Source organism: Actinomycetospora flava (assembly GCF_037400335.1).
GTDB classification, from domain to species: Bacteria; Actinomycetota; Actinomycetes; order Mycobacteriales; family Pseudonocardiaceae; genus Actinomycetospora; species Actinomycetospora flava.
The window spans coordinates 1-19,508 of sequence record NZ_JBBEGM010000004.1 but is presented as its reverse complement, the minus strand read 5'-3'; the positions used below and the strand labels follow the sequence as shown (position 1 = coordinate 19,508).

At 75.3% G+C, this 19,508-nt stretch carries 18 protein-coding genes; all 18 read left to right on the top strand.

All coding sequences use genetic code 11. The features are described 5' to 3' along the window. The first annotated feature begins 6 nt into the window (after positions 1-6). Positions 7-1,119 carry an undecaprenyldiphospho-muramoylpentapeptide beta-N-acetylglucosaminyltransferase gene (murG, locus tag WCD58_RS11760; RefSeq protein WP_337702940.1) on the top strand — a complete coding sequence of 371 codons (1,113 nt, stop codon included), beginning with the start codon at positions 7-9 and terminating at the stop codon, positions 1,117-1,119. Beyond that, positions 1,116-2,603 (top strand): UDP-N-acetylmuramate--L-alanine ligase, encoded by a 1,488-nt coding sequence (gene murC / locus WCD58_RS11755; RefSeq protein WP_373696213.1) that lies wholly within the window; start codon positions 1,116-1,118, stop codon positions 2,601-2,603. The genes murG and murC overlap by 4 nt, the downstream gene beginning before the upstream one ends. 10 nt (positions 2,604-2,613) lie before the next feature. Next, positions 2,614-3,495 carry a cell division protein FtsQ/DivIB gene (locus WCD58_RS11750; protein ID WP_337702939.1) on the top strand — a complete coding sequence of 294 codons (882 nt, stop codon included), beginning with the start codon at positions 2,614-2,616 and terminating at the stop codon, positions 3,493-3,495. Between the two features lie 576 nt (positions 3,496-4,071). Next, positions 4,072-5,463: a cell division protein FtsZ gene (gene ftsZ / locus WCD58_RS11745; RefSeq protein ID WP_337702937.1), complete on the top strand. Its 1,392-nt coding sequence runs from the start codon at positions 4,072-4,074 to the stop codon at positions 5,461-5,463. Positions 5,464-5,548: 85 nt separating this feature from the next. Beyond that, entirely contained in the window at positions 5,549-6,241 is a 693-nt protein-coding gene (gene pgeF, locus WCD58_RS11740; RefSeq protein ID WP_337703574.1) for a peptidoglycan editing factor PgeF, read from the top strand. After that, positions 6,238-6,954, top strand: coding sequence for a YggS family pyridoxal phosphate-dependent enzyme (locus WCD58_RS11735; protein ID WP_337702934.1), 717 nt, complete (start codon positions 6,238-6,240; stop codon positions 6,952-6,954). Before pgeF ends, WCD58_RS11735 begins: the two co-directional genes overlap by 4 nt. Positions 6,955-7,038: 84 nt before the next feature. After that, entirely contained in the window at positions 7,039-7,905 is an 867-nt protein-coding gene (locus tag WCD58_RS11730) for a cell division protein SepF (RefSeq protein WP_337702932.1), read from the top strand. Positions 7,906-8,430: 525 nt separating this feature from the next. Beyond that, on the top strand, positions 8,431-9,375 hold the full coding sequence (gene wag31, locus WCD58_RS11725) for a DivIVA-like cell division protein Wag31 (protein ID WP_337702930.1): 945 nt from the start codon (positions 8,431-8,433) through the stop codon (positions 9,373-9,375). 68 nt (positions 9,376-9,443) lie between these two features. Beyond that, positions 9,444-10,898: a hypothetical protein gene (locus tag WCD58_RS11720; RefSeq protein WP_337702929.1), complete on the top strand. Its 1,455-nt coding sequence runs from the start codon at positions 9,444-9,446 to the stop codon at positions 10,896-10,898. 86 nt (positions 10,899-10,984) lie between these two features. Continuing rightward, on the top strand, positions 10,985-12,559 hold the full coding sequence (locus WCD58_RS11715; RefSeq protein ID WP_337702927.1) for a potassium/proton antiporter: 1,575 nt from the start codon (positions 10,985-10,987) through the stop codon (positions 12,557-12,559). After that, positions 12,556-13,110 (top strand): signal peptidase II, encoded by a 555-nt coding sequence (gene lspA, locus WCD58_RS11710; protein WP_337702925.1) that lies wholly within the window; start codon positions 12,556-12,558, stop codon positions 13,108-13,110. Before WCD58_RS11715 ends, lspA begins: the two co-directional genes overlap by 4 nt. Then, positions 13,107-14,048: an RluA family pseudouridine synthase gene (locus tag WCD58_RS11705; RefSeq protein WP_337702923.1), complete on the top strand. Its 942-nt coding sequence runs from the start codon at positions 13,107-13,109 to the stop codon at positions 14,046-14,048. Before lspA ends, WCD58_RS11705 begins: the two co-directional genes overlap by 4 nt. Positions 14,049-14,140: 92 nt before the next feature. Then, positions 14,141-14,764: a hypothetical protein gene (locus WCD58_RS11700; RefSeq protein WP_337702921.1), complete on the top strand. Its 624-nt coding sequence runs from the start codon at positions 14,141-14,143 to the stop codon at positions 14,762-14,764. A 151-nt stretch (positions 14,765-14,915) separates the two neighbouring features. Then, positions 14,916-16,196 carry an NAD(P)/FAD-dependent oxidoreductase gene (locus WCD58_RS11695; protein WP_337702919.1) on the top strand — a complete coding sequence of 427 codons (1,281 nt, stop codon included), beginning with the start codon at positions 14,916-14,918 and terminating at the stop codon, positions 16,194-16,196. Between the two features lie 96 nt (positions 16,197-16,292). After that, positions 16,293-17,273: a malate dehydrogenase gene (locus tag WCD58_RS11690; RefSeq protein ID WP_337702917.1), complete on the top strand. Its 981-nt coding sequence runs from the start codon at positions 16,293-16,295 to the stop codon at positions 17,271-17,273. 13 nt (positions 17,274-17,286) lie between these two features. After that, complete coding sequence (locus WCD58_RS11685) at positions 17,287-17,667, top strand: cupin domain-containing protein (RefSeq protein WP_337702915.1); 381 nt, start codon at positions 17,287-17,289, stop codon at positions 17,665-17,667. A gap of 33 nt (positions 17,668-17,700) precedes the next feature. Then, complete coding sequence (dapA, locus tag WCD58_RS11680; protein WP_337702913.1) at positions 17,701-18,543, top strand: 4-hydroxy-tetrahydrodipicolinate synthase; 843 nt, start codon at positions 17,701-17,703, stop codon at positions 18,541-18,543. Positions 18,544-18,782: 239 nt separating this feature from the next. Beyond that, positions 18,783-19,457 (top strand): hypothetical protein, encoded by a 675-nt coding sequence (locus WCD58_RS11675; protein ID WP_337702911.1) that lies wholly within the window; start codon positions 18,783-18,785, stop codon positions 19,455-19,457. Positions 19,458-19,508: the final 51 nt, after the last annotated feature.

Sequence of the window (19,508 nt, the reverse complement as noted above, 5' to 3'; positions counted from 1 at the left end):
AGGGGCATGGACACCCCGCTCTCCGTGGTCGTGGCCGGCGGCGGCAGCGCCGGGCACGTGGAGCCCGCCCTGGCCACCGCCGACGCGGTCCGCCGCCTGTGCCCGGACGCGCGGGTCACGGCCCTGGGCACGGAGAAGGGCCTCGACACCCGCCTGATCCCGGCGCGCGGCTACCCGCTCGAGCTGATCCCGCCGGTGCCGCTGCCCCGCAAGCCGGGCGCCGACCTGGCTCGCCTGCCCTTCCGGGTGGTCCGCTCGGTGCGCCGGACCCGCGCGGTGCTGCGCGAGGTCGGCGCCGACGTCGTCGTCGGCTTCGGGGGCTACGTCGCCCTGCCCGCCTACCTCGCCGCCGCCTCGATGCGCCTGCCGATCGTCGTGCACGAGGCCAACGCCCGCGCCGGCATCGCGAACAAGGTCGGCGCCCGGTTCGCGCGCGAGGTCCTCGCCGCCGTGCCGGGCAGCGGGCTCGCCGGGGCGCGCGTCATCGGCATCCCGCTGCGCCGGGCGATCACCGACCTCGACCGCGCCGGCCTGCGCGCGCAGGCCCGCGAGCACTTCGGGCTCGACCCGCAGGCGCCGGTGCTGCTGGTCTTCGGCGGCTCGCAGGGCGCGCGCTCGCTCAACGAGGCCGTCTCGGCCGCCGTCCCCGCGCTCACCGCCGCCGGGATCTGGGTGCTGCACGCGCACGGCCCGAAGAACGCGCCCACCGTCGAGGCGCCCGGGTACGTGCCCGTGCCCTACCTCGAGCGGATGGATCTCGCCTACGCCGCGGCCGACGTCGCCCTGTGCCGGTCCGGGGCGATGACCGTCGCCGAGGTCTCGACGGTCGGGCTGCCCGCGATCTACGTGCCGCTCCCGCACGGCAACGGGGAGCAGGAGCTCAACGCGACGCCCGTCGTCGAGGCGGGCGGCGGCGTGGTCGTGCGCGACGCGGACCTCACGGGCGAGAAGGTCGCCGAGCTCGTGACGGGCCTCGTCGCCGACCCCGCACGGCTCGCCGCGACCGCCGAGGCGGCCCGGCGTTCGGGCCACGCGGGGGCGGACGAGACACTGGCGCGGACAGTGCTGGGCGTGGCGGGTCACGTCGGCGCGAGCGCGACGGGGAGGACGCAGCCATGAGCCCGACGGAGCAGGTCCAGCAGCAGGTCGGCCCGGACTCCGGCGTGCCGCCGCTGCCCCGGCTGCTCTCCCGCGTGCACTTCATCGGTGCCGGCGGCGCCGCGATGAGCGGCATCGCGCGGATCCTGCTGGCGCGCGGCGCGATGGTGTCGGGCTCCGACGCGAAGGACTCCCGGGCGGTGCTCGCGCTGCGCACGCTCGGCGCCGAGGTCACCGTCGGCCACGACGCGCACAACCTCGACCTGCTGCCCGGCGGCCCGACGTGCCTGGTCACGACGAAGGCCGTGCACCAGGCCGACCCGGACAACCCCGAGCTCGTCGAGGCCGCCGCGCGCGGCATCCCCGTGCTCCACCGGTCCGCGGTCCTCGCCGAGCTCATGGCCGACCACCGCGCCGCCTGCGTGTCGGGCAGCGCCGGCAAGACCTCGACGACCTCGATGCTCGTGGTCGCGCTGCAGGCGTGCGGCGAGGACCCGTCGTTCATGATCGGCGGCGACCTGCTGGCCTCGGGCTCCAGCGCGCACCACGGCCTCGGCGACGTGTTCGTGGCGGAGGCCGACGAGAGCGACGGCTCGTTCCTCGCGTACTCGCCCGCGGTCGCCATCGTCACCAACGTCGAGCCCGACCACCTCGACCACCACGGCACCGCCGAGGCCTACATGGCCGTGTTCGACGCGTTCGCCGCGCGGATCGAGCCCGGCGGCGCGCTCGTGGTCTGCGCGGACGACCCCGGCGCGGCGACGCTGGGCGACCGCGCGGCGGAGTCCGGGATCCGCGTGCGCCGCTACGGGCGCGCGGCCACGGGCCCCGACGACGTGCAGGTGCTCGACTACCGCGCCGAGGGCTCGGCCGGGATCCTGCGCCTGGCGCTCGCCGGGCAGGAGCACGAGCTGCGCCTCGGCGTGCCGGGGGAGCACCAGGCGCTCAACGCCTGCGCCGCGCTGCTCGCGGGCCTCGACCTCGGCGCCCCGATCGACGGCCTGCTCGGCGGCCTCGCCGGGTTCGACGGGGTGCGCCGGCGCTTCGAGTACCGCGGCACCGCCGCCGGCGTGCGGGTCTACGACGACTACGCCCACGCGCCCACCAAGGTCGCCGCGCAGCTGCGCGCCGCCCGCCCGGTGCTCGGCGAGCACGGGCGCCTCATCGTGGCGTTCCAGCCGCACCTCTACTCGCGCACCCGGGACTTCGCGGCCGAGTTCGGCGCCGCGCTCTCGCTGGCCGACGAGGTCGTGGTGCTCGACGTGTACGGCGCCCGCGAGCAGCCCGAGCCGGGCGTCAACGGTGAGCTGATCGCCCGCCAGCTCACGCTGCCCGACGAGAACGTGCACTACGAGCCGTCGTGGGGCCAGGTGCCGGCGCTGCTCGCCGACCTCGCCCGCCCCGGCGACCTCGTCGTCACCATGGGCGCCGGCGACATCACCGTGCTGGGCCCCGAGGTGCTCTCCGAGCTCGAGCGCCGCGAAGCGCAGGCCGAGACGCGGTGACCGGCCCCGTATGACCGGCTCAGCCCGCCCCACCGGACGACCCGGCCGCACCGGCCGGGCGAGCCGGTCGGGACGGGCGGGCCGCCCCGAGCGCCCGGACCGCACCGAGTCGCGCGAGCGTCGCCACGGCGGCGCCGGGGCGCGCCCCCAGGGTGCGGCGGCCGGCTCACCCGGTCGGGCGCGCCGTCCCCGCCCGCCGGTCACCGCGACCGCCCGGCGGCGGCGCGGGCTGTGGATCGGCGTCGCCGCCGGCGTCCTGCTCGTGGCGGCGGTCGTGTACCTGACGGTCTGGTCGCCGCTGCTCGACGTCCGCGAGGTCCAGGTCGTCGGGGCCGCGCCCGACCAGGTCGAGCCCGTGCGCGCCGCCGCGGCCGTCCGGCCCGGCACCTCGCTGCTGTGGCTCGACACCGACGGCGTCGCGGACGGCGTGCGCGAGCTGCCGCGCGTCGCGACGGTCGACGTGTCCCGCGACTGGCCCGGCACCCTCGTCGTCACCGTCGCCGAGCGCGAGCCGGTGCTGGCCGCGCCCGCCCCGTCCGGCGGGGTCGTGCTCGTCGACGCCACCGGGTTCGGCTACCGGACGATGCCCGCGCGCCCGCCGGGCGTGCCGGCGCTGACCCTGCCGCCCGGGATGCTCCCGTCGCCCGACGAGCCCGGCACCCGCGCGGCCGCCGACGTCGTCGTGGCGCTGCCGGCGGCCCTGCGCGCGGACCTCGTCGAGGTGCGCGCCGACGGCCCCTACGACGTCGCGTTCGTGCTCACCGGCGACCGCGAGGTCCGCTGGGGCGCCGACGCCGACAACGAGCGCAAGGCCGCCGTGCTCGGCGCGCTGCTCACCCGCCCGGGTTCGGTCTACGACGTGTCGACCCCGGACCTCGCCGTCGTCCGCTGACGCGCGCCTGTTCTCGACCGAAGGGCCCCGTCGGTCGAATAGATCGGCGAGGGGAACCCTTCGCCGGAACGCGTCCCGGGCAGCGCCGCGGGCGAGCGGAACGTCGCGCAGGTCCGCGAGCCCGTCGATCATGCGCGGGGTGCCGCTCGCGGGGTGCCGGAGCCCGTCCCGTGATCAGGGGCGGCGTCATCCACCCCGACGTACGGCTCCGGGTGGATGACGCGCTCGTGATCTCCGCGGGGCCCACTCGGGACCGACATCTCGGCCCGCGCCACCTTCCGGTGAAGGGTGCCCTCGGCCCATCTGTCCAACCGAAGGGGCCCTTCGGTCGGAACTCCGCACCCGAACCGTCGAGTGTCGGTCGAGGGTTTGCGGCCCGCGACGACCGCCCGGCGAGTGGGTGACAGGAGGTCGGGACACGCCCGGCGCGCCTCGTGGAAATGCGGCGTGGGGCCTGCCTACCGTGCGCGTGTCGCCGAGAAGCCCTCACCGTAAACCTCCACTCGAGGTCGAGGCTTGCGACACGCCGGACCCGGACGACCACCGTCGCCTAGACCCAGCTCGAAAGGCGGATCCATGACGCCCCCGCACAACTACCTGGCCGTGATCAAGGTGGTCGGCATCGGTGGTGGCGGCGTCAACGCCGTCAACCGCATGATCGAGGTCGGCCTCAAGGGCGTCGAGTTCATCGCGGTGAACACCGACGCGCAGGCGCTGCTGATGTCCGACGCCGACGTCAAGCTCGACGTCGGCCGCGAGCTCACCCGCGGGCTCGGCGCGGGCGCGGCGCCCGACGTGGGCCGCCGCGCCGCCGAGGACCACCGCGAGGAGATCGAGGAGGTCCTCAAGGGGGCCGACATGGTCTTCGTGACCGCGGGCGAGGGCGGCGGCACCGGCACCGGCGGCGCGCCCGTCGTCGCGAGCATCGCCCGCAAGCTGGGCGCGCTGACCATCGGCGTCGTCACCCGGCCCTTCAACTTCGAGGGCAAGCGCCGCGCCACCCAGGCCGAGAACGGCATCACCGAGCTGCGCAACGAGTGCGACACGCTCATCGTCATCCCCAACGACCGCCTCCTGCAGCTCGGCGACGTGGGCCTCTCGCTGATGGACGCCTTCCGCAGCGCGGACGAGGTGCTCCTGTCCGGTGTCCAGGGCATCACCGATCTCATCACCACGCCGGGTCTGATCAACCTCGACTTCGCCGACGTCAAGAGCGTCATGTCCGGGGCGGGCAGCGCGTTGATGGGCATCGGGGCCGCGCGGGGCGAGAGCCGCTCGGTGGAGGCCGCCGGCAAGGCGATCAACTCGCCCCTGCTCGAGGCGAGCATGGACGGCGCCTACGGCGTGCTCCTCTCCATCGCCGGCGGGTCGGACCTCGGCCTCTTCGAGATCAACGAGGCCGCCTCGCTCGTGCAGGAGGCGGCGCACCCCGAGGCGAACATCATCTTCGGGACGGTCATCGACGACTCGCTCGGCGACGAGGTCCGCGTGACGGTGATCGCCGCCGGCTTCGACTCCGGCTCGCCGACCCACAAGAAGCTCGAGCCGCAGGCGCTCGCGTCGGCCTCGGGCTCGTCGACAGCCACGGCGTCGGCGCAGGCCGGGCAGGTCCAGCGTCCCGGCGGGCACACCGCGCCCCCGGTCACCGCCGGCAACCCGTCGCCGTCCTCGGCCCCGACGGTGCCGGCCGCCCCGGCCGTCGACCGCCACGCGCTCGACCGGACGTCCGCCGCCCCGACCGGCACGACGACCAACGGCGCCACCCACGCCACCACCAACGGCGCCGGCTCGGGCGGTCCCGCCCCGAGCGACCCCGCGGGCGAGGCGGCGGCGTCGAAGCCCCCGGAGACCTCGACCGCCGCGTCGGGGACGTCCGCGGCGTCGGCCACCGCGCCGACCACCGAGACGCCGGCCGTCCGGGCCGCCGACGAGGACGACGTGGACGTCCCGTCGTTCATGAGAAGCTGAGGGCGTGGCTGCCGGCTCAGGTTCCGCGACCGCGTACGACGCCGACGGCGGCGGATCCGCCCCGTCGGTCCGGGTCCGGCGTGTCCTGACCACCCGGGCCGGCGGCCGGTCCGCGCCGCCGTACGACCGGTTCAACCTCGGCGACCACGTCGGGGACGACCCGTACGCCGTCGCCGCCAACCGCCGCCGTCTCGGCGAGGGGATCGGGCTGGGGCCGGAGCGCGTGGCCTGGATGAACCAGGTCCACGGCACCGACGTCGCCGTCGTCAGCGCCCCGGGTGGGGAGACGCCGACCGCCGACGCGCTCGTCACCGACCGCCCGCGCCTGGCGCTGGCCGTCGTCGTCGCCGACTGCGTGCCCGTCCTGCTCGCCGACCCGGGCGCCGGGGTGGTCGCGGCCGCACACGCGGGGCGTCGCGGGGCCGCCGACGGCGTCCTCGAGCGCACACTGGAGGCGATGGCCGAGCTCGGCGCGGAGACCGGGCGGGTCGAGGTGCTCCTCGGCCCGGCGATCTGCGGCGAGGACTACGAGGTGCCCGCCGCGATGCGCGACGAGGTCGAGGCCGCGCTGCCCGGCAGTGCGGCCACCACGCGCATCGGGACGCCGTCGCTCGACCTGCGCGCGGGCCTGCGCCGCCGCCTCGCCGACCTCGGGATCACGCGCGTCGACGTCGACGCCCGCTGCACCTTCGAGGACGACCAGCTCTTCAGCCACCGGCGCGCCCGGCCAACCGGCCGGCTCGCGGCCGTGACGTGGTGGGAGTACCCGCGCCCGTGACGGACGACCGTCGTGCCGAGCTCGAGGAGGCCCTGGCCGCGGTGCGCGAGCGCGTGGCCGACGCCGCGCGGGCCGCGGGCCGCGATCCCGCCGAGGTCGGGCTGCTCGCGGTCACCAAGACCTGGCCCGCCGAGGACGTCGCCCTGCTCACCGACCTCGGGCTCGCGGCCTTCGGGGAGAACAAGGAGCAGGAGGGCGCGGCGAAGGCCGCCGAGCTCGCCGCGCTGCGTCCCGGCGCCACGGCGCGCTGGCACGTCGTCGGCCGGCTGCAGCGCAACAAGGCCCGCAGCCTCGTGCGGTGGGCCCACGCCGTCGACTCGGTCGACTCGGCCCGGCTCGTCGACGCCCTCGAGGCCGCGGCGGCCAAGGCGATCGACGCGGGGGAGCGGTCCGATCCGCTCGAGGTCCTGGTGCAGGTGAGCGTCGACGCCGACCCCGGTCGCGGCGGCGCGCCCGTCGACGAGGTCCCGGGCCTCGCCGACCGCGTCGCGTCCGCCGGGCACCTGCGTCTCGGCGGCGTCATGACCGTCGCCCCGCAGGACGTCGCCCCCGAGGAGGCCTTCGCCACGGTGTGGGAGCTGGCGGGGCGGGTACGCGCGGCGCACCCGGGCGCCACGACGCTGTCGGCGGGGATGTCGGGGGATCTCGAGGCGGCGGTCTCGTACGGGTCCACGTGCGTGCGTGTCGGAACGGCGTTGCTCGGCCGACGGTGAGCTAGCGTTCCGTGTGAGTGAACGACACGGATGTGACTCACCGCGTGTGGCGCGCGGGGTCTCCGTCGGACAGGGGAGACGGCCATGACCACTCTGCACCGCGTGAAGGCGTACTTCGGGATGGTCCCGGCCGACGAGCTGGACGACTACGACGGCTACGGCGACGAGCGCGACGACCGCTACGACCGTGACCGGCTCCCGGCCGAGCGGCACTCGGGCGACCGGCACCGCTACGGCGCGGACCGGTACGACGAGCGCTACGACGACCGCTACGAGGCCCGCGACTCCTACGAGGGCGGCTACTACGGTCGCGGGCGCTCCGAGGACGTGCGGGACGTTCGCGACGTCCGTGACGCGCGCGAGGCCCGCGAGTCGCGCTACGACCGCTACGACCGCTACGAGGACTCCCGCGAGCGCCGCACCCCGCGCCCGCGCGACCCGGAGGTCACCGAGATCCGTCGCGACGACGACGCCACGGACGCGCTCTCGCGCGCCGGCCGCGGCCGCAGCTGGGCCGCCGGTGGCGGGCCGGGCCACACCTCGGTGCGGCCGACCACGCCGCGCACCCCGCCGTCGCTGTCGTCCGCGTCGTCCTCCTCCGCGGGGAGCGCGTCGACCTCGTCCGCCCCGGCCGCGCCCGCGAAGAGCGTCTCGGACGACGCGCCGAGCTCGCCCGCCGAGATCACCTCGCTGCAGCCGAAGAGCTACAACGAGGCCCGGGTGATCGGCGAGCGCTATCGCGACGGCATCCCGGTGATCATGAATCTCACGGAGATGGACGACGTCGCGGCCAAGCGGCTCGTCGACTTCGCCGCCGGCCTGGCCTTCGCGATGCGCGGGTCGATCGAGAAGGTCACCAACCGCGTGTTCCTGCTCTCACCGCCGAACGTCGAGGTCTCCGCGACCGAGCGCCGCAAGCTCGCCGAGACCAACTACGCGTCCACGTCGTAGTCGACGCTGCGCCGGACGGGCGGACCCGAGTTCTTCGTTTACCGGTCATCCGCGACGTTCTGCGTCTTCTCGGCGGTTCCGGCTCACATCCGCGGGCCCGCGAGCGATGGAGGTCACGCGGGACGGCGTCCATGATCGCCTCTCGTACAGAGGGTTCGCCACGCGGCCGAACGGGCGACGTCGGGCGCGGCGCGCCGGATGGCCTCTCCCGTGCGCCGAGCGTGTCGCTCCGGCTACCGGGAGCCCGGCGGGCTCGGGAACTGCTCCTGTCACCGCACGTAGAGGGACACGAAGCGTCACGACCCGACCGGCGGATCGCCGCTCGGCCGGAAAATCGGTAGGTCTGTGGGTTTTCGCGCGGCCACTCGTGGCGCTGCGTCACCATTCGGGCGGCGAGGGCAGCGCGTCACTGGACCCGTCCATTATGGTTCTGTCGCTCGCAGAGGTCATACTCTGCGGGTGGCGGAGCTCGAAGAGCCCGAGGTACCTGGGGTTCCGCAGCCGAGGAGTGCTTGAGGAGATCCGATGCCGCTGACCCCCGCCGACGTTCACAACGTCGCGTTCAGCAAGCCACCGATCGGGAAGAGGGGCTACAACGAGGACGAGGTCGACGCTTTCCTCGACCTCGTGGAGGCCGAGCTGGGCCGGCTGCTGGAGGAGAACAACGACCTCCGCGAGCAGGTCGAGCAGCTCGAGCAGCAGCTCTCGTCGGCCCACGCCGATCTCGACGACGCGCGCAGCAAGGCCGGCGCGGCCCAGAGCGCGGGTGCCAACTCGGGCCCGCAGACGCAGGTCTCGGCCCCGCCGCCGAGCCGCCCCGTCGAGGACGCGCCGCGCACCGTGCAGCAGCCGATGCCGCCGCAGCAGCCCCAGCAGCCCCCGATGCCCGCCCAGACGCAGCAGGCCGTCGTGCCGCCGCCATTCGGGATGTCCGAGCAGGGCCAGGGCGGTGCGAACGGTGGCGACCACCACGTGCAGGCCGCCAAGGTCCTCGGGCTCGCCCAGGAGATGGCCGACCGCCTCACCGCGGAGGCCAAGTCCGAGGCGGACGGGATGCTCGCCGACGCGCGCACCAAGTCCGAGCAGCTCCTCTCCGAGGCGCGCACCAAGTCGGACAGCATGGTCAACGAGGCGCGCACCCGCGCCGAGACGATGCTGAACGACGCGCGCACCCGCGCCGAGACGCTCGAGCGGCAGGCCCGCGACAAGGCCTCGACCCTCGAGCGCGACGCGCAGCGCAAGCACAACGAGACGATCAGCCTCATCGAGCAGCAGAAGGGCGGGCTCGAGAAGAAGATCGACGAGCTGCGCACCTTCGAGCGCGAGTACCGGACCCGGCTGAAGACGTACCTCGAGTCGCAGCTCCGCGACCTCGACGGCCGGGGCTCGGCGGCGCCGGACAACGGCCGCAACGGCACCGGCGGGTACGCGACCAGCGGCTACGGCTCCCGCGCCGAAGCCGGCAGCTGACGGACGCCGCGCGGCCCGCTCACGCCTGAGGCGGAGCGGGCTCGTGGCCCTACGTTGGGGGTCCGACCGTGCTGCTCCTCGTCCTGCTCTGCGTGCTGATCGCCTTCGGGCTCCTGGTCGTCGCGGTGGTCACCTCGGTGGCCACCTGGGCCTGGGGCTCGGTGGTGGCCAGCGTGCTGGCCGCGGCCCTGCTCGTCGCCGACGTCGTCCGTCGACGCCGGCGCGAGCGCGAGAGCCGCAGCCGGGCCGTCGCCCCGGCGGCGTCCGGGTCCTCGGGACCGATCGCGTCGTCGTCGTCCTCCGGGTTCGCCCCGGGCGTGCACTCCTCGGGCCCGGGACAGGGCTCCCCGGAGGCGGCGCCGACCTCGGTCACCGCAGGATCCCCGCCGCCGTCGGGCGGGCCGGGCGCACCTGGTCAGCAGGGCCCCAACGGTCCCCAGCCCCCTGGGCCACAGGGTCCGCCGCAGGGCCCGCCGCAGGGCTCCGCGCCACAGGGGTCGGCCGAGGCCGCCGGTGCCGGGGCGTCGCGCGGCGCCGCTCCCGACGGCCAGCAGGGCCCCGACGACCAGGGGCAGAACGCTCCGGCCGCGCACGCCGGCTCCGGCGAGCGCAACGGTGACCGTCCGGGCGGTGCCGCCGCGGGCGGCGCGGCGGCGCTGGGAGCGGCCGGGCTCGCGGCGGGTGCCGCGGCGGCCTCCCGCCCCTCCGGACCGCAGCAGCCCCCGGCGGCCGGTCCGCCCGGGCCTGCCGGTGGGCCTGCCGGGCCTCCCGGGTCGTCGCCGAGCTCCCGGTGGGCGACCACCACCGCCCGTCCGGGCTCCGAACCCTCCCGCGTGCCGGGCGCACCCCAGGGATCGCGCATCCTCGGGATGCTCCCGATGCCGGGGACGCCGGCCGAGGCCCGCCTCGGTGGCGGCGCGACGGGGACCCCCGCCGCCGGCGCCCCGCCCGCCGGACGCCCCTCCGGCGCCCCCACGGGAGCCCCCACGGGACGTCCCGGCGGCGAGGGCGGCGACGACGCGGCCACGACCCGCATCGACATGAACGACATCTCCCGGATGCGCCACCAGGCCCCGGCGCAGCAGGCGCCCGTGGACGGCGCCGGCGCCAACGGCGGCCCCGGCCGGCCCCCGCACGGGCCGCCCGGCCAGCCTGCGGGGCCACCCCCGGGCGCGCCCCCGACCGGTCAGGCACCCGCCGGGCCCCCGCCAGGTCAGGGCTTCGCGGGCCGGCCCCCGGGCGGACCGCCGCCGGGTGCCCCGCCGCCTCCGCCGCCCGCCGCGCAGCCGGAGGAGGAGGTCGTCGACGACGCCACCCGCCAGTCGGTGGCCGGCCTCGACGACGAGGTCCTCGTGATCGACGAGGAGCCGTTGTTCCACCTCGGTCGCTGCAGCTACCTCTACGGCCGCGAGGTCATCCCGCTGCCCGTGGGCGAGGCGGTCGACCTCGGGTTCACGGGCTGCTCCTGGTGCACGCCGGTCGCGGCGCTCACCGGGGCGCAGAGCGCCGACAGCAGGCGGTGAACCGCCTCACCGACCGGAGATCCCGGGAGGTTCCGGGCACGTCCGCTCGCTAGGGTCGTCCCTTCCGCTGGGGAGGGGGGACACGCATGGACCAGTTGCCCTTCCTGCTCGGGATCGGCGCGGCCGTCGTGCTCGTCTCCGTCCTCGCGGTGCGGGTGTCGACCCGCGTCGGGCTGCCCTCGCTGCTGATCTACCTCGGAATCGGGGTGGCGCTGGGGGAGTCGGGGCTCGGCATCCGCTTCGACGACGCCGGACTCACCCAGGCGCTCGGCGTCGCCGCGCTGGTCCTCATCCTCGCCGACGGCGGCCTGTCCACCCGCTGGAACACCGTGCGGCCGGCGCTGGGTCTCGGGCTGGCGCTCTCGACGGTCGCGGTCGCCGTGAGCATCGGCGTCACCGGGCTCGCGCTCTGGTCGCTGCTCGGGCTCGACCTGCGCGTCGCCTTCCTCTGGGGCGCCGTGCTGTCGTCCACCGACGCCGCCGCCGTGTTCAGCGTGCTGCGCAACCTGGGCCTGAGCGGGCGGCTGACCGGGTCCCTCGAGCTCGAGTCCGGGCTCAACGACGCCCCGGTCTTCCTCGCCGTCGTGATCCTCTCCTCGGCGACGGCGCTGAGCTGGCTCGACCCGCTGCTCGTCGTCTACGAGCTCCTCGTCGGCGGCCTGCTCGGAGCCGCGCTCGGGCGCGTCGGCGCGCTCGGCCTGCGGCGCGCGGCGCTGCCCGCGACCGGCCTGTACCCGCTGGCCACGCTCGCGGTCTGCATCCTGTCCTTCGCCTCGGCGCAGCTGCTGCACGCGTCCGGGCTGCTCGCGACCTACGTCGCCGCGCTGGTGCTCGGCAACTCGACGCTGCCCCACCGCGAGGGCTCGCGGTCGTTCGCGGAGGGCCTCGGCTGGCTCGCGCAGATCGGGCTGTTCGTGCTCCTCGGGCTCTACGTCTCGCCCGACCGCCTCTCCGGCGCCGTCGTGCCCGCGCTGATCGCCGGGGCCGTCCTGCTCTTCGCCGCCCGCCCGCTGTCGGTGGCCGCCGCCTCGATCGGGTTTCGCGTGCCCTGGCGCGAGCAGATCTTCCTGTCGTGGGCGGGGTTGCGCGGTGCCGTCCCGATCGTGCTCGCGCTCGTGCCGCTCACCGGGGGGCTGCCCGGCGCGCGGGACCTGGTCGACGCCGTGTTCGTGCTGGTCGTGGTGCTCGTGCTCGTGCAGGGCACGACGCTGCCGTTCGTGGCGCGCAAGCTCGGGCTGGCGGGGGACTCCCGGGTCGAGGAGATCGAGGTCGACGCCGCGCCCCTGGACACCCTGCGCGCCGATCTCCTGCAGATGACCGTCCCGGTCGGCTCGCGGATGCACGGCGTCTACGTCCGCGAGCTGCGCCTGCCCGAGGGCTCCGGGCTGAGCCTCGTCGTGCGCGCCGGCACGAGCTTCACCCCGCAGGGCGAGAGCCGGATCCAGGAGGGCGACCAGCTGCTCGTCGTCACCACCGAGACCGCGCGCGACGCCGCCGAGGAGCGTCTGCGGTCGGTCGACCGCTCCGGGCGCCTGGCGCGGTGGCGCGGCGACACCGGTGGCACGCCGGGGCTGCGGGGGGAGGGCCGGACCACCGACCGCGGCACCCCGCCGAGGGACGGGACGGGTCCGGGGACGGGCCCTGGGAAGATGGGGCGGTGAGCAGCGCACCTCCCGCCGACAGCCCGCCCGAGGCGGACCGGCCGCCCAAGCGCATCGGGATGCTGGTGGCGATCGCGGTGACGATCGTGCTCCTCGACCTCGTCACCAAGATCGTGATGGTCTCGTGGCTGGCCGACGGCGAGCGCGTGCCGCTGATCGGCGACCTGGTGTCGTTCACCCTCATCCGCAACCCGGGCGCGGCCTTCTCCTTCGCCACGGGCATGACCTGGGTGCTGACGCTCATCGCGGTCGCCGTCGTCATCGGGATCGCGCGGTTCGCCCGCCGTCTGCGCTCGAAGGGCTGGGCGCTCGCCCTGGGCCTCGTGCTCGGCGGGGCGCTCGGCAACCTGCTCGACCGGTTCTTCCGCGGCCCGGGCCCGCTGCAGGGACACGTCGTCGACTTCGTGTCGGTGGGCTGGTTCCCGGTGTTCAACGTGGCCGACTCGGCGATCACCGTCGGGGGTGTGCTGCTCGTGCTGCTGGCGCTGCTCGGCCGGGATCTGGACGGCACCCGGGCGGGCGCGCACGAGGACGAGAAGGACCCCGCATGAGCCTGCGCACGCTGCCCGTCCCCGACGGGCTCGACGGGATGCGCCTCGACGCCGGCCTGGCGCGGATGCTGGGCATGTCGCGCAGCGCCGTCGCCGACCTCGCCGCCGACGGCGCGGTGCGCGTCGACGGGTCGACGGCGGGCAAGTCGGACCGCCTCGTCGCGGGCGCCTGGCTCGAGGTCGACCTCCCCGAGCCCGCCGAGGCCGGGGCGGGCGGGGGCGGCATCGTCACCGCCGAGGCCGTCGAGGGCCTCGTCGTGCTGCACGAGGACGAGGAGATCGTCGTCGTCGACAAGCCGGTCGGCGTCGCCGTGCACCCCAGCCCCGGCTGGACGGGCCCGACGGTCGTCGCCGGGCTCGCGGCCCTGGGCATCCGCATCGCCACCAGCGGCGCCGCCGAACGCCAGGGCGTGGTGCACCGCCTCGACGCCGGCACCACCGGGGTGATGGTGGTGGCCAAGTCCGAGCGCGCCTACTCCGTGCTCAAGCAGGCCTTCCGCGAGCGCACGGTGGCGAAGGTCTACCTCGCGGTCGTGCAGGGACACCCCGACCCGAGCGAGGGCACCATCGACGCGCCCATCGACCGCCACCCCAGGCAGGACTGGAAGTTCGCGGTGGTGACCGACGGCCGGCCCAGCGTCACCCACTACCGCACGCTCGAGGCGTTCCGGGCGGCGTCGCTGCTCGAGGTGGAGCTCGAGACCGGGCGCACCCACCAGATCCGCGTGCACTTCTCCGCGGTCCGCCACCCCTGCGTCGGCGACATCACCTACGGCGCCGACCCGGTACTGGCGCGGACCCTCGGGCTGACGCGACAGTGGCTGCACGCCCACCGCCTCGGCTTCCACCACCCCGCCGACGGCCGCTGGGTGGAGTTCGTCAGCGAGCCGCCCGGCGACCTCGCGCAGGCGCTCGACACGCTGCGGGCGGCGAGCTGAGCACGCCCGACGACCCGGCCGAGGACGACGACCGGCCCCTGCGCTGGCCGACCGTCGCCATCGTCCTGGCCGTCGTCCTCGTCGTCGCCCTGGTGACGGCGTGGGTGGCGGGCTCCGGCGCGTCGGGACCCTCGGACGCGATCCCCGGCAGCACCGACGCGACGCGCCTCGGTCCGGCGGCGGGCGAACCGGTCGCCGGCTACCTGGAGCGCACGCGCGCCGTCCCGCCCGGGCCCCCCGGACCGCGTCCCACGTTGGTGACCTTCGCCGCGGAGCAGGACGTCGCCGGCGCCGCGGCGCTCGTGCGTGGCGCGACCGCCCGGGAGGCGGTGTTCCGCGTGCCGCTGCCGCGGGTGCAGACCGCGCTGCGGCAGGTCACCCTCGGCACGACCGACCCGGACGACGCGCTGCGCCTGGCCGAGGCGCAGGCCGCGAACCGGGCGGGGGAGCAGGCCCGCACCGCGTCCGGACGCTCCGCGCAGATCGCCGCCACCGAGTCGGCACGGCTCGCGGCGGGGTGCCCGTGCACGCTCGCGCTGGTCGTGGACGCCGACCCCGCGCTGGCGCCGGTCCTGGCCGCCCGGCCGGGGGTGCGGGCGGTGGAGGTGGCGCCCGCCGGTGCCCGGACCGGCGCGCTCGCGGTGTCGCCGCTGCTGCCCGAGCAGACGGAGATCGTCGGCCCCGTGCCCGACGATGGGCCGGTGCCCCCGCCGTGACGATGCCGACAGGTGACGTGGCGGGGTCGCCTCCCCGGGCCCGGCGTGACGGAGGACGATGGCGGGTAGAGCGGTGAGGAACCGCCCGTCGGATCGGCCCTGAATCGTCACGGCCAGCACCGACGGTCAACGCGAGAGGAGTGCGGGCACCATGACCGCCGATCCGTCGTCCCGCGACGAGCCCACGGGCACGTCGATCACGGACGCCGACCCGCGGCCGCACGTCGTCGTGCTCGGCGCCGGTTTCGCCGGCCTCTCCGCCGTGCGCGCCCTGCGCAAGGCCCCGGTCCGCGTCACCCTCGTCGACCGGCACAGCTACAGCACGTTCCAGCCGCTGCTCTACCAGGTGGCGACGGGCGCGCTGAACCCCGGCGACATCACCTACGGTGCCCGCGGGTTCGCCGCCCACACCGGCGCGTTCTTCCGGAAGGGCGAGGTCACGAGGGTCGACCCCGAGACCCGCACGGTCTCGCTCGACGTCGGCCCCGACCTGCACTACGACTACCTGGTCATCGCCAACGGCGTGACCACCAACTACTTCGGTGTCCCGGGCGCGGCCGAGCACGCCTTCCCGATCTACACCCGCGCCGAGGCCCTGGCCGTGCGCGACCGCATGACCGGCTACCTCGACCACATCGCCGCCACCGGCGAGGCCCGCGGCGCCTCGGTGGTCGTCGTCGGCGGCGGCGCCACCGGGGTCGAGATGGCGGGCACGCTCGCCGAGCTGCGCAACACGGTGCTGCCCAGCCGCTACCCCGAGCTGGACCCGAACGAGGTCCACGTCGTGCTCGTGGAGATGACCGACAAGGTCCTGCCGCCGTTCGCGCCCCGGCTGCGCGAGTACGCCGCCCAGCAGCTGCGTGCCCGCGGCGTCGAGCTGCGCCTTGAGGCCGCGGTCAAGGAGGTCCGGCCGGACTCGGTGCTGCTGGCCGACGGGTCGGAGCTCGGCGCGCAGATGACCGTCTGGGCGACGGGCGTCGCGGCGCACGAGCGGGTGAAGAGCTGGGGCCTGCGGCAGGGCAAGGGCGGACGCATCGTCGTCGGCGGCGACCTGCGGGTGCCGGACCACCCGGAGATCCTCGTCGCGGGCGACATCGGGGTCATCGAGGACGACGCGCTGCCCCAGCTCGCGCAGCCCGCTCTGCAGACCGGGCGGCACGCGGGCCGCACCATCGCCCGCCTCGTCGCCGGGGAGCCGACCGAACGGTTCCACTACAAGGACAAGGGCACGATGGCGACCATCGGACGCCTCTCGGCGGTTGCCGACATCGCCCACGGGCCCAAGCTCGTCGGCGTGCTCGCCTGGCTGACGTGGATGTTCGTGCACATCTTCGCCCTGCTGGGCAACCGCAACCGGATCATGGTGTCGCTCGGGCTGGCGTTCCGGTACCTCGCGCAGCGGCGCGGGGTCATGGTCGTCGGCGACGACTGAGGCTGGGTGCGCGTACCGCGACCCGGCGTGCGAGGCTCCGGCCGCGATCAACGGCCGCGATCGACCCCTGAATCGAGAGAAAGCAGGAGCACAGGCATGGCGCCCACCCCCGTCAACGTCACCGTCACCGGAGCCGCCGGGCAGATCGGCTACGCGCTGCTCTTCCGCATCGCGGCCGGCGACCTGCTGGGGGAGGGCGTGCCGGTCCGGCTGAAGCTGCTGGAGATCCCGCAGGCCGTGAAGGCCGCGGAGGGCACGGCGCTGGAGCTCAACGACGGCGCGTTCCCGCTGCTCGACGGCATCGACGTCTACGACGACGCCACCCAGGCGTTCGAGGGCACCAACGTCGGCCTGCTCGTCGGCGCCCGGCCCCGCACCAAGGGCATGGAGCGCGGCGACCTGCTCGAGGCCAACGGCGGCATCTTCAAGCCGCAGGGCCAGGCGCTCAACGGTGCCGCGGACGACGTCAAGGTGCTGGTCGTCGGCAACCCGGCCAACACCAACGCGCTCATCGCGCGGTCCAACTCCGACGTGCCGGCCGACCGCTTCACCGCGATGACCCGCCTCGACCACAACCGCGCCGTCGGCCAGCTCGCCACCAAGTTCGGCGTGCGCGTCGGCTCGGTCGCCAAGTTGACGATCTGGGGCAACCACTCGGCGACCCAGTACCCCGACGTCACCTACGCCGAGGTCGACGGCAAGCCGATCGCCGACCAGGTCGAGCAGAGCTGGCTCACCGACGAGTTCATCCCGCGCGTCGCCAAGCGCGGCGCGGAGATCATCGAGGCGCGCGGCGCGTCCTCGGCGGCGTCGGCGGCCGCGGCGGCCATCGACCACGTGTACACCTGGGTCAACGGCACCAAGCCGAACGACTGGACCTCGGCGGCCATCGTCTCCGACGGCTCCTACGGCGTGCCGGAGGGCCTGGTCTCGTCGTTCCCGGTCACCGCGTCGAACGGGAAGTTCGAGATCGTCCAGGGCCTCGAGATCAGCGACTTCTCGCGCGAGCGCATCGACGCGTCGGTCAACGAGCTGGCCGAGGAGCGCGACGCGGTGCAGAAGCTCGGCCTGGTCTGACAGGCTCGTCGCCGTGAGCAGCGAACCCGTCGAGGTCTTCCGCGGCGACCAGCTCGCCGAGGGCGACCCGACGCCCGGCATGCGGCGCGAGGTGGCGTTCTCGTCGGACTCGTTGTGGGCGGGCCTCGTCCACACCGAGCCGGGCGCCGCCTCGGGCTGGCACCACCACGGCGAGCACGAGACGAGCCTCTACGTGGTGCGCGGTGCCATGCGGCTGGAGTTCGGCCCCGGCGGCGGGGACGTCGTCGAGGCCGGCCCCGGCGACTTCCTGCGCGTCCCGCCGCACACCGTGCACCGCGAGTCGAACCCCACCGAGGACCGCTCGACGGCGGTCATCGGGCGCGCCGGCGACGGCCCGCCCACGATCAACGTGGACGGGCCGGACCCGGCGTAGACCTGTCGCGGTGCTGTGGGGCAACCTGAGGTCATGAGTCTCGGAGCCGTCCTCACCGCCATCGTGACCCCGTTCACCCCCGACGGCGCGGTGGACGAGAAGACCTTCGTCGACCTCATGGGCCACCTGTACGCGAACGGCTCCGACGGGCTCGTGGTGTGCGGCACCACCGGCGAGGCGTCCACGCTCTCCACCGAGGAGCACCTGCGTCTCGTCGAGCTGGCCGTCGAGCACCGTCCCGCCGGCAGGACGATCGTCGCGTCGACCGGGTCGAACGACACCCGCCACGCGTGCGAGATGACCGAGCGGGCCACCGAGCTCGGCGCCGACGCGATCCTGTCGGTGACGCCGTACTACAACAAGCCGAACCGGCGCGGCATGCTCGCCCACTTCGGCGCGGTCGCGCGGGCCACCGACAAGCCCGTCGTGCTCTACAACATCCCCTCGCGCTGCGTGGTGGACCTGCCCAACGAGCTCCTCGCCGAGCTCGCGCAGATCGAGCGGATCGACTACGTCAAGCAGGCCAACAACGCGAACCTGGCGCCCATCGACGGCCTCGGGATCTACGCGGGCAACGACGACCTGTTCGGCTCCGTCCTCGAGATGGGCGGCTGCGGCGGCATCCTCGTCGCGAGCCACGTCGTCGGGAACGAGATGCGCCGCATGGTCGACGAGCCCGACCAGCGCGCCGAGATCGAGGCGTCGCTCAAGCCGGTGTTCGACGCGCTCGGGGTCACCACCAACCCGATCCCGATCAAGGCCGCCCTCGACCTCCTGGGCCGGCCCGTCGGCGGCCTGCGCCTCCCGCTCCTCGAGGCCGACGAGCACGAGCGCGACGTCGTCGCCTCTGCCCTGCGCGGGGTCGGGCTGCTGTAGGGGCCCTTCGGAGGAGATCACGGGCGCCGTGGTGCACCTCGCGGTCTTCGGTGGAGTCGACAGCGCGCTCGTGATCTCCGCGCGGCGGGGCTCGGGCGTCGCCCCGTGGAGATCAGCAGGCGGAAAGGCACCTCGGCGGGCCTTCCGCCGGTGTCTTTCGACCTCCTGATCTCCGCGCGCCCCGGCGTTGTCGGGGGTCCGGCGCATGCTCCTGCCCAGCGGCGATCCGAGGAGGAGCGATGAGCAGGCGCAGGCACGACGGTCGGCGGCGGGCGGCGAAGGTGGAGAGGCGTCTCGAGCGGCGCCGGACGCCGCGGCCGCCGCGCGAGGGACGGTCCCCGGCGGGCACGGCGCCGGCGAACGCGCCGCTGGCACCACGCGCGGCCGAGCCGGAACGCGCCACGGCCGAGCTCGGCGCGCTCCTCGGCGGGTTCCTCGCGGACCTCGACGACGATCTCGACGACGAGGGCTGGGACGACGGCTGGGACGACGAGGACGACGACGAGGACGACTACTTCGAGCTGCTCCAGGACCGCGTGCGCACGGTCGTCGCCGACACCGTGGACCGGGAGGACGGCGAGATCGCCCGGACGTTCGTCGCCGGCTGCCTGGCCGGCAGCCGGGTGCTCGTCGACGTCACGGTCGCGGCGTGGCTCGCGAAGGCCGGCCGGCGCGTGGGCGGCGACGTGTCCCGTCGCGCCGTCCGCTGGGTCGCCGAGCACCTCGGCGAGGCCGGGCCGGTGGTCGACGACGCCGCGCGGCTCCTCGGGTCCGAGGCCGCCGCCGCACGCAACGAGTCCTTCCTCCGGACGCCCGACGACGTCCTCGTCGCGCGCCTCTGGTTGCTCGCCGCGCTCCTGACCCCCGCGGTGGGCGGCGCCGCCGCCCGGGTCGACCTCCTCTGCGGCCCGTGACCCCGGCCCCTGCCGCGGAGATCAGCAGGCGGAAAAGCACCTCCGAGGGCC

Bases quoted from the DNA above. Each gene is read 5' to 3' on its own strand.
- WCD58_RS11675 (WP_337702911.1), top strand. From the start codon at position 18,783: ATGAGCAGGCGCAGGCACGACGGTCGGCGGCGGGCGGCGAAGGTGGAG.
- WCD58_RS11695 (WP_337702919.1), top strand. From the start codon at position 14,916: ATGACCGCCGATCCGTCGTCCCGCGACGAGCCCACGGGCACGTCGATC.
- murG (WP_337702940.1), top strand. From the start codon at position 7: ATGGACACCCCGCTCTCCGTGGTCGTGGCCGGCGGCGGCAGCGCCGGG.
- dapA (WP_337702913.1), top strand. From the start codon at position 17,701: ATGAGTCTCGGAGCCGTCCTCACCGCCATCGTGACCCCGTTCACCCCC.
- ftsZ (WP_337702937.1), top strand. From the start codon at position 4,072: ATGACGCCCCCGCACAACTACCTGGCCGTGATCAAGGTGGTCGGCATC.
- WCD58_RS11730 (WP_337702932.1), top strand. From the start codon at position 7,039: ATGACCACTCTGCACCGCGTGAAGGCGTACTTCGGGATGGTCCCGGCC.
- murC (WP_373696213.1), top strand. From the start codon at position 1,116: ATGAGCCCGACGGAGCAGGTCCAGCAGCAGGTCGGCCCGGACTCCGGC.
- WCD58_RS11715 (WP_337702927.1), top strand. From the start codon at position 10,985: ATGGACCAGTTGCCCTTCCTGCTCGGGATCGGCGCGGCCGTCGTGCTC.
- WCD58_RS11705 (WP_337702923.1), top strand. From the start codon at position 13,107: ATGAGCCTGCGCACGCTGCCCGTCCCCGACGGGCTCGACGGGATGCGC.
- wag31 (WP_337702930.1), top strand. From the start codon at position 8,431: ATGCCGCTGACCCCCGCCGACGTTCACAACGTCGCGTTCAGCAAGCCA.
- WCD58_RS11690 (WP_337702917.1), top strand. From the start codon at position 16,293: ATGGCGCCCACCCCCGTCAACGTCACCGTCACCGGAGCCGCCGGGCAG.
- WCD58_RS11750 (WP_337702939.1), top strand. From the start codon at position 2,614: ATGACCGGCTCAGCCCGCCCCACCGGACGACCCGGCCGCACCGGCCGG.